This is a genomic window from Mesorhizobium loti CJ3sym, assembly GCF_000472785.1.
Classification (GTDB): Bacteria; Pseudomonadota; Alphaproteobacteria; order Rhizobiales; family Rhizobiaceae; genus Mesorhizobium; species Mesorhizobium loti_E.
Window position 1 is genome coordinate 27880 of sequence record NZ_AXAL01000010.1, and the last position, 14295, is coordinate 42174.

Genomic DNA, 14295 nt, shown 5'->3' on the forward strand with positions numbered 1-14295 from the left:
AACCGGCCGTGCTCACAGTGTTTCCTCCTTGGCGATCATCACATCGACACGGCGGTTCGTGGCGCGGCCTTCCGGTGTTGCATTGTCGGCGATCGGCTCGTCCTCGCCCTTGCCGTCGACGGTCAGTCGCGAGGGATCGCTGAACTTCGGCGCCATCATCGTTTCGACGGCCTTCGCCCTGGCGACGGACAGGTCGAAGTTGGACTTGAACGGGCTCGATTTTCGCGGCTTCACATTGTCCGTATGGCCGACGATCCTGATTGGCCCGCGTTCGGGTTCCAGGGCGGCCGCGATATCAGCGGCTATGGGCTGGAACTCCGGTTTCGCATCGGCTCGGCCGGACTGGAACAGCAGGAGATTGTTGATTTCCACGACGATGAAGTCGCCCTTCGTGCCGACGGTCAACCCGCCGGCTTCGACTTCCTTGGCCAGTGCCGAGCGGATGCGGTCGATCTGCGTGGTCGCGGCTACGGGTGCGGCGACTTTCACCGGCTCAGCCAACGGCGCCACGCTGGCGCGCTCGATGGCGATCGGCGTCGATGGGTTGAGTGCCAGCAATTCACCGGCGGCGGCGTCGCCTTCATTGGTGATGAAGACCCGCAGCGCGAAGAACGCCGCAGTCAGCAGTGCTGACGCCGCTGCCGCAACGGCCCAGATTGGCAGGCGTGTCGAAGACTGCGTCATCGTCGCTGCCAGGCCCTGCCAGCGAGGCGAGATGTCCTCGTCCGCGCCAGGCTTGAAATAGCGAAGCGTTTCGTAGACGTCGAGCCGAACACGTTCGAGACTGGTGTCTTCGCGTGTCAGGCCTCGATACTGCCCCTCGAACCCCAGCGACAGGCAGACATGCATCAGCTCGAGCAGGTCGTAGTGCGCCTCCGGGCTGGCCAGGATCTTGTTCAGCGCTTCGAAGAAGCCCATGCCATTGGGCTCTACGTGGAAGAACTGCGACAGCATGCTGTGCTGCGCCCAGGCGTCTTTGCGTGGCCAGGGCAGGTTGCCGATGAGATCGTCGGCTGTTTCGCACAGGACAAATTTCGCGATCCGCGCATCCTCTTCGGCAACGCCTGATTTCTCCAGAGCCCTGTCGAATCGATCAATCGCCTCAGTGACATATTCGGCCAACGGCTCCGCCTGTCTCTCGACGGGGATAAGCCTGAGTTGGCCGAACAGCATCAGCAACGGTGCGGCCGCGGCAAGGATCGGGTTTGCCGCGGAATATCGGACACTGTCGGTGACATTGAGCAGGGTCTCCTGCCGCAGAGCCGACGTCGGCGCCGCCGCGGAAGCGTCGCTTCCTGCCGCCACCGAAGGAGTTCCCTGATAAATCACGGTCCCGGACGTCCAGCCCGGCGGCGTGTGGCGGCCGACGCCGGGATCGAACACAGTCGATTCCTTGATCTGCGCGGGTTGTCCGCCATCCGCCGCAGGCTCCTGAGGGGCCGGCGTCGCTTTTCGCTCACGCCGTGGCGTGGCGCGAATGACGGTCTTGCCCGCCGGGCCGAAAGGATCGTCCTTCGAGCTCATCGCCGATCGTCCGTCCGCGCGCGGCGCCCGCCTTCTTGCCGGACAGGCACGAAGCCGTTCGCGGTCAGGTAAAGCAAACGCAAGCCCTGCGGGCCAGGGCAGTGTCCGCAGGAAGGTCGGCTACATCTTGCTATCCCGCCGTAAGATGACATTGTCGCAGACCCCCAGGTCGATCAGCCTTACCCGCTTAGCGAATTGTCGTATGCGATCGTAATCTCAGAAACTCTCGATTGGAACCGGATGCCGCGCACCGAAGAGGTTGTCTTCGTCGGCTGCAGCGCCACGGCTCCCTGAAGCGCCTATTTCTGCTTGTCGGCCTTGGCATAGGCTTCACTGAAATAGGCCAGGAATATGTCCAGCATGCCGTTCTCGTGCGCTTCCTCCATGGTTCGCCAGGTCGCGACAAAAGCGTCCCAGGCCTGGCTCTTTTTCGACGAGAACGACGTCGGCGGAAGCTTTCTTCCGATCGCTTCGGGTGACAGGTCGTCAAGCAGCCGCGACAGCGCGGCCTGCATGGCGGCATAGGTGGCGAATTCGTGCGTCTTGAGATCGCGGAATGCATCCTCGATGCTGCGCCTGGCATCGAGATAGCCGGCCCGGCGCCGCGCGAACATGATTTCGAGGATGTCGTCGGTTCCCGGAACGAACTTCAGGGGATTGTTGTCGGCGGCACTGATCATCGTTCGCTGTGTGCTCTTGGCCAGCATCTTCGCTGCCGCGCGCGCTTTCAGCAGCAGGGCCAGTTCCTCGACCACCGCCCGCAGCACCGCGCCGATTTCGGCGGCAACTTCATGCGGGTCGCGCGATTGCAGCAGTTCCGGCGAGATGCCGGCTCCGATCGCGATTTCCCGCAGCACTTCATCTCTTGTCGAGGGCAGGGGCGGTTGCGACGAGAACGTCGACGCTGGACCCCGCTGCCCGGACCGTTGCTCCACGGGATCGAAGAACGGCTCCTCTCGGAATTCCAGCGAGCGGCCTGCCGCGGCCGGCATTTCGCGCTGCGTCGAACCGTGGCTGGGATGGCCGGTCGCGACGTGCTCCTCGTCGATCGAGACGAAGATCACATAACGGCCGATCAGCATCCGGTCGCCGTTGGCCATCCGATGCGGGCCGGTCATGCGCTGGTTCGATCCGTTGATGTAAGTTCCGTTGCGCGAGACATCGTGCAGCCAGAACGCACCTGCCTCGTAGCGGACCTCGCAATGCCGGCTCGAGATGAACTTGTCGGGGTCCGACAAGGTCCAGTCGCAAGCATCGCGTCCGATTTCGAAGCTGCGATCCCGCGCCGCGTAGCCGGTCGAGATGCCCTGAGGCAAGGCGTCGACATTGTTGATTTGCAGACTGATGTACATCCAGGATCGCCGCCGAACACTGACCGATACTCCACATTCTAGCAGTTTGCACATACAACAGGACAGCAGCGTTTCGAGGCGATGCACCGACAGGGTAAGGTTTTTCAGCCATGCGTCCTCTTTGGTCGGCGAGACAACATGTGGTAGGCTCAACATGGCCTGGTGCGGCGGGTCGAAAAAGTTCCTGGGTATATGGCGGGAACTTCAAATCCACCGCGCCGGCGGCCGCGTCCAGGAGGGGCACGACCCATGCCGAACGAACGTGCCACGGTTGTGCAGACACCGGTCGGCGCCGAGCTGACCTTCACGCATCTTGTCGGGCGCGACGAGATCAGCCGCTGCTTTGCCTATACGGTCGGGTTCGTCGGGCCCAGTTCCGAGATCGATCCGCTGAAGATGCTGGGTGGCATGGTTTCGGTCGAAGGCGAATCCGATCCGAAACGGTGGTTCAGCGGCTTGGTGTCCGAATTTCGCCTGACCCGCATCGAGGACCGGCTGGCCTACTACGAAGCGGTCGTCAGGCCGTGGCTCTGGTTCCTCGGCAACGCGACCGATTGCCGGATCTTTCAAAACATGACCGCCGTCGAGATCGTCGAAAAGATCTTCTCGAAATACGGTACGGCGAAATTCGAGAAGCGGCTGCAAGGGTCGTACCCCTCGCGCGAATACTGCGTGCAGTACGACGAGAGCGATCTGGATTTCGTGCAGCGCCTGCTCGAGCACGAAGGCATCTTCTATTTCTTCGAGCATGACGAGGGCAAGCACACGCTCGTGCTGTGCGACGCGATGAGCAAGCTGAAGCCGGCGCCGGGCTACGAGAAGATACCCTATAATTTCGAGGGACAGGGCTCGCGGCGCGACGTCGAATACATCACCGAATGGATTCCGGGCAGTTCGGTGCGGCCGGGAGCCTATGCCCACACCGACTATGATTTCCAGAAGCCTGGCGCCGATCTGATGGCGAAGTCCGCCCAGCCGTTCAGCCATAAGGAAGCCTCCGGCGAGAATTATCGCCAGCCCGGCGCGCATCTCGATGTCGGGCGCGGCGACACCCTAGCCGGTATCCGGCGCGAGGAACTCCAGGCCGTGCACCAGCGCATCACTGCGGTCGGAACTGTGCGCGGCCTCCATTCCGGCTGTACTTTCAAGCTGGAAAGCTTTCCGCGCGATGACCAGAACCAGGAGTATCTGGTGGTCAGCGCCGAATACAGGCTGTTCGATCCGGGCTACCGAACCCAGAACGAGGCCCACATAGAGAATTACAAGATCGTGCTGGGTGTCGCGCCGACTGCCTTGCCCTACCGCCCGCCGCGGATCACGACGCGGCCGATCATGCGCGGGCCGCAGACGGCGACGGTGGTCGGCCCTTCCGGCGAGGAGATATTCACCGACAAATATGCCCGGGTGAAGGTGCAGTTCCACTGGGACCGCCTCGGCAAGAAGAACGAAAACAGTTCCTGCTTCGTCCGTGTTTCGCAGACCTGGGCCGGCAGCGGCTGGGGCTTCATCCAGATACCGCGCATTGGCCAGGAAGTGATCGTTGACTTTCTCGAAGGCGACCCTGACCTGCCGATCGTCACCGGCAGGGTCTACAATGCCTCGCAGATGCCGCCCTACGGTTTGCCGGGCAACGCAACGCAATCGGGCTGGAAATCCAACTCGTCGAAAGGTGGCGGCGGTTACAACGAGCTGATGTTCGAGGACAAGGCTGGCTCCGAACTGGTCAACTTCCAGGCGCAGAAGGACCACCACCTTCTGATCAAGCACGACCGCACCAAGCTGGTGCAGCACGACCAGTCCGACCGCATCGACCACGATGCCAAGCACTCCGTCGGCCACAACCTCGACGAGGACGTCGGCAACAACAAGACGGTCAAGGTCGGCGTCGACCAGACCACGAATATCGGCTCGAACGACACCGAGACGGTGGGCAAGAACCGCTCACTGACGGTGGGGGCGAATGAGACGATAGGCATCGGTTCGAACTCGACGGAGACGATCGGCTCCAACCACTCGCAGACGGTGGGGATTGTCCAGACGGTGACTGTTGGCGCTGCCCGCATCGATACGGTTGGGGCGTCCGAGACACGAAGCGTTGGCGGCCCGCAGACAAACACCATCGGCGCGTCACGATCGGTCACGGTTGGGGCTGGGCAAAGCCATGACATCGGCACGGATGACAGTTGGTCGGTGGGCGCGAACCAGAGCGTGCAAGTGGCGGCGGATCAAAGTTTCAACGTCGGCGGAGCGCATTCCTCGCAGGTCGGCAAAGGGCGAGATGCCAAGATCGCCGAGGACGACGCGACCGATGTCGGCGGCGCGCGCTCGCTGAAGATTGCCAAGGGAAGCCTTGTCGAGATTGGCGAGGACGGCGCCATCAAGATCGGCAAGGATTTGTTGATCGAGGCCGGTGACTCCATCGTGATCAAGTGTGGCTCGGCGGCGATCTCGATGAAGAAGGACGGCACCATCAATATCGAAGGCAAGGACATTTCCGTCAAAGGCTCGGGCAAGATCAACGTGAAGGCTTCAAGCGACATCACGATGAAAGGTTCGGAGATCAAACAGAATTGAGGGCGGCTGGATGACCAAGACCCGAAAGCGGATCGAAGGGGTTATAATTGGAGTTTTTCTAGGCTTCGATGACGAAGCACCGCTCGTCGTGTTCCCCGGTAATACACGGGAGACCGCAGTAAGAGCGCGAAGCCTGGCCGAGATGAGTTCGGATATGATCGGCTCCGAGGTCGCGCTCCTGTTTGAAGACGGTGATGTTGGTCGGCCACTGATTGTGGGACGCATAGTAGAGCCAAGCCGCAAGCCGAGGGCGCAGGTCATACGCGACGGCGAACAGGTAAGGATAGTGGGTGAAGAACGAATAGAATTACGCTGCGGCAAGGCCACCATCATCATGGAAAAAGACGGCCATATCACTATCCGCGGAACATACGTTACGAGCCACGCAAGCGCCACCAACCGTATCCGTGGCGGCTCGGTGAACCTGAACTGATGGCAGCGCCGGTCCTGCGCGAGATCGTCCGGCAGCATGCCGAAATGGCGGCGTTTCTATGGACGGTCTACGACCACCACCTGCTCCATCCCGAGGAAAATCCGGAGATGGACGAAGTACGCGTTGCCCGCTTGATTGAAAGATTGGAGGCGCATCTGGATGGTCTGCGGGTCGCCGGAGATCAGGGTCGAAAAATTGCGCAGCAGTGCTATGAGGAGTTCTCGGCGGCGGGAGAACTCTTCGTGTTACGGATGCTGGCTGCACCAAACCCGATCCGGGTCGTGGATTTGGACCTTGTCAAAGTGAGGGAATACCTGGCCGTGACGCTGGCACAGGATCGATGACCCGCCGTCCCAAATCACCGGTAGTTGTTCATGTCGACTGTTCGAAGAAAGATGTTGCCGTCATAGCCCATTTCGAAACCGGTCCATTCGGTTCCGTCGAACAGAAAGAATTCGTGCCACCCGGCAACAACAAGAAATTCCTCGGTCGCGGACATTGTAAAGCCCTGTTCCGTTTCCAGCAGCGGAACCAGTTCGCGTCCCTTCTGCACGGAAACGCCGTAGCTCATGTCCGACCAATAGCGTTTGCCGCGAAACTCGCAGATGTCGTAGTAGTCGACTTCGTCAGCCTTGAGGGCAATCAGCTCGCTGTCCCTCAACTCGTAGGCTGCTCCGTTTGCTCCGCCGATGTATACCTCGCTTTGAGGCCCGGCCAGGACAGTATTGAGGTTCTCTTCGACTCCCAGATCGATACGGCTCCAGCGCCGCCCGTCGAGTTTCAGCAGAAGCCCGCGATCGCCGGCACAATAGGTCGGACTTCCGTCGCGGCCATGGATATCGTTTAATACGGCTTCTTCGAAGGTTTCCAACTGTCCCCATCGGCCATGCTCGCGCAGATAGCTTACGCCAAGGCTGCCGATCGCAAAGACACGGTCGTGAGAAGGCGCCCACAGGCGCGTCAGCACACCTTCGGACAGCTCCGTGCGGGATGCCGAGCCAGGCGGAAGGTCGTGGATGATCCCTCCGAGCTCAAGCGCGATGTGATCCTGCGGCCCGAAGCTGATATGCGAGCGGATTGAGTCTTCGATCTGAAGCCGTGCGTTGAAGCGAATGGTCCGTCCCAACTCAATTTCCAGAAGATAGGACCGGCTGAATTCTTCATCGGGGTCGCTCAGTTCGAAACTGGCGCTGAAGCGATTGCCACCATGATGGAACCCGTCCACGGCCTGGACATCGATTTCCTCCGGATCAAAGTCGGCGATGGTTTCGGGCTCGCGCATCACTTCTTCCTTATCGGTTTGGCCAGCAACTGGGCGGGGGTCGGTTTCGGGGCCTTTGCGCAATCAATGAGGTAGTCGATGAGCACGAGTTTCAGGCATTCGAGCGCGTCCTCCTTCTCCTTTTTGGTGCAGCTCTGAAGCTTTTCGTGATGGTCGCCGACTGCCTGCTGCACCTTCGTGATCGCATCGCCTAGGGTCGGACTGCGCTTCTTCTTCAGGAAATCGCGTACTTCCTTTGTTTTCTTGTTGTGCGGCGAACCGCGTTTCGACCCTGAGCCGGATTTGCGATATCCGGTCTTGGTTTTCTTGTAGGATTCCATGCAGATGCAGGGCGCGGTGTCGACGTCGTAACTTCCCCAGCCGGAGTAATTATCGCCGCCGCGGCTCTTCTGGAACATCTGATTTTCAAAGCAGTGTTCGGATTCCGTTGGGTGCGCGCAATCAGAATCCTTGTGTTGATGCACATATATCCCAACGTTATTTAAAATCGTTGCACAGTCCTTCCCATTGACAGTTATGGCGGCGGTATGCGGCCAGGTAACTGTATTACCGATCGGCGAGGCGTGGTTATTCGTGGCCAGATCCGTCATGCGTATGACAGGTTCACCATCGAATTTCACGTCGTTAGACCATGAGTTGAAATACCCTTTTCCTGTATTTTTCGATGTGATGACGCCTTTCTTCGCGGCGCAGCCGGCCTCCGTCCCGGACGTTCTCGACAGGTCGGACTTGTTCTTGATGTTGACCGTTTTGCCACCAATCTTGACGGTGCCGGTCCCTTGCTCGGTATCGCTGCCCATTCCGAAACTAGGGTAGGGGATGGGCACGCCGGGCGGCGTTGCCGGATTTTCTGGAGGTGTAAAGCAGACATCCGGGAAGGCGGCGATTGTCTGGGCGTCCACGGCTTTGCCGGAGATTTCCAGGCCGTTGGCAAACACCCCGCCCATTACGCCGCCCTCGATGCCACGATAGCCGCGCCGCAGGCGCCGGCATCGTTCGATACCTCGATCAAGACCGGATTTCCAGCAGCGTAGCCTTTGCGTGCCGCGGTGAAAGCCATGCCAAGCATGAGTGGCACCACAGCGGCCCCGACATTGCCGAGAGATTCGCCTGGCGACCAGATGTCCTGAAACTCATGCCTACCTCGCAGCAAGCGCAGGCTGGCAAGAGCGCTTTGCTTGAACCAGTACTGTTCTCCTACGAGATCAGCGATCCGATACCCGAGCCGGTTCATTTCGATGCCGGTTTCTTCGAATGCCGCGCGATAGGCGGCCGTCATGCCGTCACCGCGCAAAGGCAAATCTTCAGTGTTGTAGATCGATGCATTTTCACGCGAGAGCCCAAGCCCAAACAGCCGAAGTCCCCCCTGGCGGCCTTGGGTGCAAATAATCGCCGCCGCCGCCTCCCCGGGTATGAACCCGTTCGGATTTTGAGGCGTGAGGAGGCGATTGCACGAGAGATAGTGAGTAACTGTCTGGCTTGTCAGATAACTATCGACGCCTGCAATCATCACAAAGGGCACGTCGCCTGCCGCCAGCAGCCGGCGGGCATGTTGCAATGCGACAACGCCTGCAGGTCGTCCGTGCGCTATTATTCTGGAGTGTACATGCGGTTCGATCTCAACGATTTCGGCAATGTTCCTAAGCAAAGCAGAATTGTCGCTGACAGCTCGGCCGGGCCGATCTTCCTCGGGGAGGCATAAGATCAGTGCCGTTTGGCCGCGCGCTTCCGGTGCCCTTTCGAACGCTTCGCAAATGGCACCAGCCGCCAGATGCGCCATGCGCCTGTCGCCAATCCAATTGCGCGGCAGCACTATGGGGGCACCGGTTAGCCACTCGCCGGCGGAGCCCAGAAGCCGCGTTTGCTGGAAACCGTCGAGCCTTGCACGCATCGCCGCACAAGCTGACGGCGCGTCGAGGCCGACAGCCGTAACCATGCCTATCGAGACGATGTCGAGTTGCACACTCATGCGTCTTCGTTCTCTCGTGCGGGCGTGATGCGGCTGGCGCGAACGTATTGTTTTCCCTTGAGTCTCGCTCTCAGCATGGCCGGCGTTGGTGGACCTATCCAGCATTCCGAGAAATCGAGGATCGTCTTGTGAATGCGCTGCGAGACGCGCCAGACGATTGAGAAGCGGCGTCTCTCCGGGTCAAGCAAAACCGTATCTGGGAATATGTCGGCCTCGTAAGCCTTCTGCCTGCCTTTGAACAATGTCAGCGGCAATGCCGTCGCCGGCAGGCGAAAACTCACCCGTCCCTGAGGCGTCAGGTTCACCAGCACCACCTCCTCGCCGCCCTTTGGCGCGTCGATCTGCTGGTCGGGCGGCGCCGACTGGAAATAGCGCTCGTCGAAGTCCGGCGGCAGGAACGGAAAGATGTTCTTGGTCCAGTTGTCGTCATAGGTGCCGCCATATTCGATGCGGCCCGGCCAGCCGCGACCCATCGGCCCGAAACTCATCGGCTTGTAGTCGCCGAATGGCGAGCGGATCTCTTCGCCGACCGCCTGGGTGTTAGGCAGCCGCAGGCCGGGGATGAGGCGCTGGTTCCTGGTGCGCGACCAGCCGGTGCCGACCGGGTTGTATTTGTAGCTGGCCGGGAGTTTGTCCTCGGGATCCAGCCTGTCGACGCCACCCCAGGCGACGTCGTAGGAGATGGGCAGTTTCAGGAAGGGTTGCGGCGATGTGGCGGTAAAAACCGGGCCGATGGAGCGCCATTCGCGGTGGCCGACGACCTCCAACAGTTTTGACCAATTTCCAATCTTGATGCCGACCGGCACGCGCTCGGCTGGGCGCCCGCCCGGCGCGTAGGCGCAACCGTTGGCGATCACGTCGCAGCGCTGTTTGCGGAAGGCGAAGTCGGTCTCCCACAGCGTGGCCGAGTAGCCAGGCACGCCGGTTTGTGTGTCGGCCATCACCAGCGGCGCCTGCTCCGCCGATTTTTGCACGAGTCCGCCCGGCGTGGCGGGAAAGTCGAACGTGCCTTTGACGACCACGACAATCCACTCATGCCCGGCCTTGTCCATGCCCATGGTGAATTGGTGTGCATAGCCCGTCTGGTTCCAGATCTGCATCAGCTGGTCTCCCAACTGGCAGCGAGGATCTGCTCCAGAGTCATTTGCGGCGACTGCGGATCGATGTCGAAAATGTCCGAACGGGCCGTCCACATCACCATGCCGCTGATGACCTCTTCACCCGGCTCGACAGGCGGCGCCGGCAGTCCGGCCAGCGTGGCATCCAGCTCGTCTGGCGTCAGCTCGCCGTTCTGGGCGGCGATGGCCGCCTCTTCGATCGCGGAAAACCACGCCTCGGCATCAGCGAGCTGAATGGGAGCTTCAACAAGCTGCGCAACGACGCTCAAAGGGAACTTCCTGCCGACCCTGTCGGCGCTTTGCACGATGATGCCCGCCGATGCGCCGAAGCAAGCCGGGCCAGCCAGAAAGCGCAGCGCGGTTGTGCTTGGCCAAACTTCCAAGCCAAACAGCGGCACCAGATGCTGCGCCAGCCAGCGGTCCCAGCCGCGGACAAAGTCGCCCGACAGCCGCCGCGTCACGAAATCGCCGGTGGCCGGCATTTTGCCGTAGAAGCCGGGCAAGGTCATATCTGCGGCGGACATGAGAATTTCTTGAACATCTGCAAATTGTAGGGGTTCTCGACGCTGGCGGCCTTGAGTTCGAAATCGGCCCACATTCCCTTCGTGCCTAGCCGCAGGCTGTAGACATCGGAGAGCGACGTGCTGGCGAAACGACCGTTGCGCAGCATCCTCAGCCACGCCCAGCTGCCAGTCTCGTTGAGCATGATTTCGGGCGAACCGTCGATCGGCTGGAAGGCGAGCGAAATGACCCCGGTGCCGTCCTTGCCCGGCCAGGTCATCGGTTGCGGCCGCGTCGCATTGTTGAAATAGACGAGGGTCTGACCATCGAGATTGAGCGTGACGCGCGTGACGTTGGGAGACAGGTCCTTCGGTTCGAGCGTGAAGCTCATCACCGGTCCGGTACCCCCGGGAAAGAGATCGTCGCGGATATGCCTGGCCTGCTCGAACGCCGCCAGCGCCGAAGGATCGAGGCCAAAATCGGCACGCCATTTCCACGGCTGGCTGGTGGTGTCGACATAGTTGATCAGGTGGTCGTTGATGAAACCGTCGATCAGTCCGGCCGGTCCGAACAGGCGGGCGAAATCACGCACATTGACGTCCACCGCGCTGTCGGCGCTGAACGGATAGCGGTCGTTCAGCGCCGCCTGGCAGAAAGGCAGTATGTCCGCGCGCCAGATGGCGTTGAGCTCCGATGTGACCGCCTTTTGCGTCAAATTGCTGGTGTCACCGGCAATTCCGCTAAGCCAGACATTGATGGGGTCCGGCAGGATTTGTGCTTGCCTCGCGACCGCACCGGTCAGCTCGGCGAGGCCGCCTTGCTTCTTGATGGCATCCTGCGGATTGGGGTTGGCGGTGACCGTCTGCAGGACGTTCGACAGCGCGGTCAGCGCGACAACGGCGGCATCCAGTGCCGGCGGCTGGCCGTCGACCTCGGCAATGGTGCTCTTCAGCGGTTTGAAATGTGCGGCCACCAGATTGCCGGTCAGATCCACCTCGCTGGCTGACCCGGCGCGGGGCAGCAGCTTCGCACCGCTCGTCGCCAGCTTGCCGAGCTTGCCCAGCTTGCCGAGCAGTTTCGAGGCGCCTTTGGCCGCCGCCTTGTCGTCGGCGGGCGCGTCGTCGGAACGCGTCAGTTCTGTTTCCTGAACGACTGCGGTCAGCAGCCGCTTCAGCGCTGAATCGGCACTCGAGAGGTCCTTCAGGTTTTCGCTGGCGACATTGAGATCGGTCAATGGCGCGAGCCGCATGTCTCGCAGGAAGCTGTCCCATTGCGCGATGTAGTCGTCATAGTAGAGCTTCAGAATATCCTCGGACAGCGCCGAGACCGAGGTCTCGGAGTTTTCCGAGCAGCCGCCGGCGAAAACCGCGCGATCGAGTGCCGCCTGGGCGGCGACATCGTCGATGCGGTCGAGAATGGCGTCGTGGAAGCCAGAATAGGTGAAGGCTCCGGAAATGCCGACACGAAGTGTCTTGTCGGAACGCCGCGCAAACACCTTGCCGCCATTGGGGCCGGCGAAATTGGCCGGGATCCACTCCTTGAGCCCGGCCACCTCCGGATCGGCCAGCAACTGCTTGTAGGCACGCGCCGGCAACGAGATCGTGCACACTGTTTTCAGCGCTTCGGCGACCAGCGCCTGGTCGGGAGCGACATAGCTTTCGTCGACCGCCATGCGGCGGATGGCGGCAAGCTGATGCTCCTCGGCATCGGCGGTCGGAAAGGGTGCCGCGGCGGCGAATTCCGGCAGGCTGTTAACCCACCAGTTCTGGGCGAAATCGGTGTCCATCTGCGACAGGCCCGTCATCATGCGATAGGTCTTCAACGCGCCGAGCATGAAATCCGGATCGCGGATCTGCCGCCACATGGTCGCCTCGAGCAGGGCGACCATACGTGGCTCAAGCACGTTGCGCAGGGCGTGGTCGTACGTGTCGGTCTGGGCCCGCACCAGTTCCGCCGAGGCCGATGGGCCCAGAAGATCTTGGGCGCTGCCCGGCGGTGCTGTCCTGGCATTCGCGACCGCGTCCATCGCTTCGAGAGCGCCGTCGATGGCGGGTTGCTGCACCGATGCCGGATTTGCAGCAGCGGAGGTCAGCGGCGCTTGCAGCGCTTCGAACTGGCCTGCCTGGGCCGTGATCGCGTTGCGGTTGTCAAAATAGGACCAGGTGAACAGCCCGCCGGCCAGCAAGGCCGCCGCCGCGCATGCAGCCGCCGCACCGCGCCAGATCCAGGCGCGGCGGCGCTGCGCCAGCGGATCGAACGTGCCGAGGCCGGCTTCCCTGAAGATGACCTCGGTGAGCAGGTTCTTCAGGAAGAAGCTGCGTTTCTCGACCCTCGGTGCGGGTAGGGCCCGCCGTGGCGGCAGGCCGAACGACGACGACAGCGCCGCGGTCAGCCGGTCGATGGGCGCGCCTTCCTGCGTCGCCGAGGTCAGATAGAGACCACGCAGCCAGGCGGCCTCTTCATAGCGGCTTTCACCGAACATCGCCTCGACCAGCACCTGGATCGGCTCGGACAGGCTGGACAGCTGGGCAGGAAACCTGAAGATCTCGGCGCGAGCGGCGAGTTTGTCTTCGTCCTCCAGGCGCGGCACCAGCCGCCGCTCGAGTTCCGTCGAGAGCGTCGAAATTTCGCGTTCGATGGTCTTGGCATCGACACGCGCGTCCAGCGCGAAGGTCGTTCCCCAGACCTGCTCGCGCGCGGCGGTCGACAGGCCGCCGAAGAAAGCCTCGAAACCCTTGATCAGATCGGCCTTGGTCAGCATCAGATAGACCGGAAGGCGGATTTCGAGCCGGTCGTTGAGTTCGGCCAGCCGGCGGCGGATCTTGCGGCCATGTGCCTTGATGGCTTCGTCACCCTCCGAAAGCGCGTCGATCGACAGTGCGACGATCACGCCGTTGAGCGCGCGGCGGCCGCGATGCTTTTTCAAAAGGTCGAGGAAGCCCAGCCATTCCGCCGCGTCGACGTCGGGCTGGCTCTCCTGCTGGACATAGCGGCCGGCGGTGTCGATCAGAACCGCGTTCTCGGAAAAGAACCAGTCGCAGTTGCGCGTGCCGCCGACCCCTTGCAAATCGTCGGTGAGGTCGATCGGGAAGTTCAGTCCGGACTGCCGCAGCGCCGTGGTCTTGCCGGTGGCCGGCGGCCCAACGATCACATACCATGGCATCTCGCGCAGGAACTTGCGCCCGCCGAGCTTGCGGCGCTTCAGTTCGGCCATCACCTCGGCGAATTTGGCACCCACGGCCGCGACGTTCTCTTCGCCAGGCCCGAGGGGCTTCTCCGCAACTGGCGCGGCGATCTCGGCGACGAACATGCGATTGGCGCGGATGGCGCGGCGCTGCGCGATAATCAGCCAGATCAACCACAGGATGATCAGCCCCGCGATAATGGCAATGCGCACATTGTCGGAATCGAAAGGCGAATAGGGACCGACCCTGACGATCGGAGCGAACACCCAGATGACCAGCGAAAGCAGCGTGATGCCGATCAGCGTCCACAGCCAGCGCGATGTCAGGACCGCCCACAGGAAGCGCAGGATGAACATC

At 61.6% G+C, this 14295-nt stretch carries 11 protein-coding genes; 3 read left to right on the forward strand and 8 right to left on the reverse strand.

All coding sequences use genetic code 11. From position 1 onward, the window contains the following. Window positions 1–12: 12 nt before the first annotated feature. Both tssL and tagH read right to left on the reverse strand, forming a co-directional pair. Window positions 13–1524 (reverse strand): type VI secretion system protein TssL, long form, encoded by a 1512-nt coding sequence (gene tssL / locus A3A9_RS0114985; protein ID WP_027059508.1) that lies wholly within the window; start codon window positions 1522–1524, stop codon window positions 13–15. A gap of 299 nt (window positions 1525–1823) precedes the next feature. After that, complete coding sequence (tagH, locus tag A3A9_RS0114990; RefSeq protein WP_027059509.1) at window positions 1824–2876, reverse strand: type VI secretion system-associated FHA domain protein TagH; 1053 nt, start codon at window positions 2874–2876, stop codon at window positions 1824–1826. Between the two features lie 249 nt (window positions 2877–3125). Between tagH and tssI the strand changes: the two genes are divergently transcribed. From tssI to A3A9_RS0115005, 3 genes are read left to right on the forward strand one after another with little or no spacing between them, the layout of a single operon-like run. Continuing rightward, window positions 3126–5450, forward strand: coding sequence for a type VI secretion system tip protein VgrG (tssI, locus tag A3A9_RS0114995; protein WP_027059510.1), 2325 nt, complete (start codon window positions 3126–3128; stop codon window positions 5448–5450). Between the two features lie 10 nt (window positions 5451–5460). Continuing rightward, a complete protein-coding gene (locus A3A9_RS0115000; RefSeq protein ID WP_027059511.1) occupies window positions 5461–5883 on the forward strand; it encodes a DUF6484 domain-containing protein in 423 nt (140 codons plus the stop codon). Continuing rightward, window positions 5883–6227: a hypothetical protein gene (locus A3A9_RS0115005; RefSeq protein WP_033838568.1), complete on the forward strand. Its 345-nt coding sequence runs from the start codon at window positions 5883–5885 to the stop codon at window positions 6225–6227. Before A3A9_RS0115000 ends, A3A9_RS0115005 begins: the two co-directional genes overlap by 1 nt. A 14-nt stretch (window positions 6228–6241) precedes the next feature. Here A3A9_RS0115005 and A3A9_RS0115010 read toward each other — a convergent pair whose 3' ends face one another. Genes A3A9_RS0115010 through tssM form a run of 6 tightly spaced genes read right to left on the reverse strand, consistent with a single transcriptional unit; the run spans window position 6242 to window position 14294 of the window. After that, a complete protein-coding gene (locus A3A9_RS0115010; protein WP_027059513.1) occupies window positions 6242–7165 on the reverse strand; it encodes a hypothetical protein in 924 nt (307 codons plus the stop codon). After that, on the reverse strand, window positions 7165–8112 hold the full coding sequence (locus A3A9_RS0115015; RefSeq protein ID WP_027059514.1) for a DUF4150 domain-containing protein: 948 nt from the start codon (window positions 8110–8112) through the stop codon (window positions 7165–7167). The genes A3A9_RS0115010 and A3A9_RS0115015 overlap by 1 nt, the downstream gene beginning before the upstream one ends. Continuing rightward, window positions 8112–9134 carry a 3-oxoacyl-ACP synthase gene (locus A3A9_RS0115020; RefSeq protein ID WP_027059515.1) on the reverse strand — a complete coding sequence of 341 codons (1023 nt, stop codon included), beginning with the start codon at window positions 9132–9134 and terminating at the stop codon, window positions 8112–8114. The genes A3A9_RS0115015 and A3A9_RS0115020 overlap by 1 nt, the downstream gene beginning before the upstream one ends. Then, window positions 9131–10234 carry a DUF2169 family type VI secretion system accessory protein gene (locus A3A9_RS0115025; RefSeq protein WP_027059516.1) on the reverse strand — a complete coding sequence of 368 codons (1104 nt, stop codon included), beginning with the start codon at window positions 10232–10234 and terminating at the stop codon, window positions 9131–9133. The genes A3A9_RS0115020 and A3A9_RS0115025 overlap by 4 nt, the downstream gene beginning before the upstream one ends. Continuing rightward, window positions 10234–10761 carry a type VI secretion system-associated protein TagF gene (tagF, locus tag A3A9_RS0115030; RefSeq protein ID WP_033838569.1) on the reverse strand — a complete coding sequence of 176 codons (528 nt, stop codon included), beginning with the start codon at window positions 10759–10761 and terminating at the stop codon, window positions 10234–10236. The genes A3A9_RS0115025 and tagF overlap by 1 nt, the downstream gene beginning before the upstream one ends. Then, complete coding sequence (gene tssM, locus A3A9_RS0115035) at window positions 10758–14294, reverse strand: type VI secretion system membrane subunit TssM (protein ID WP_027059518.1); 3537 nt, start codon at window positions 14292–14294, stop codon at window positions 10758–10760. Before tssM ends, tagF begins: the two co-directional genes overlap by 4 nt. Window position 14295: the final 1 nt, after the last annotated feature.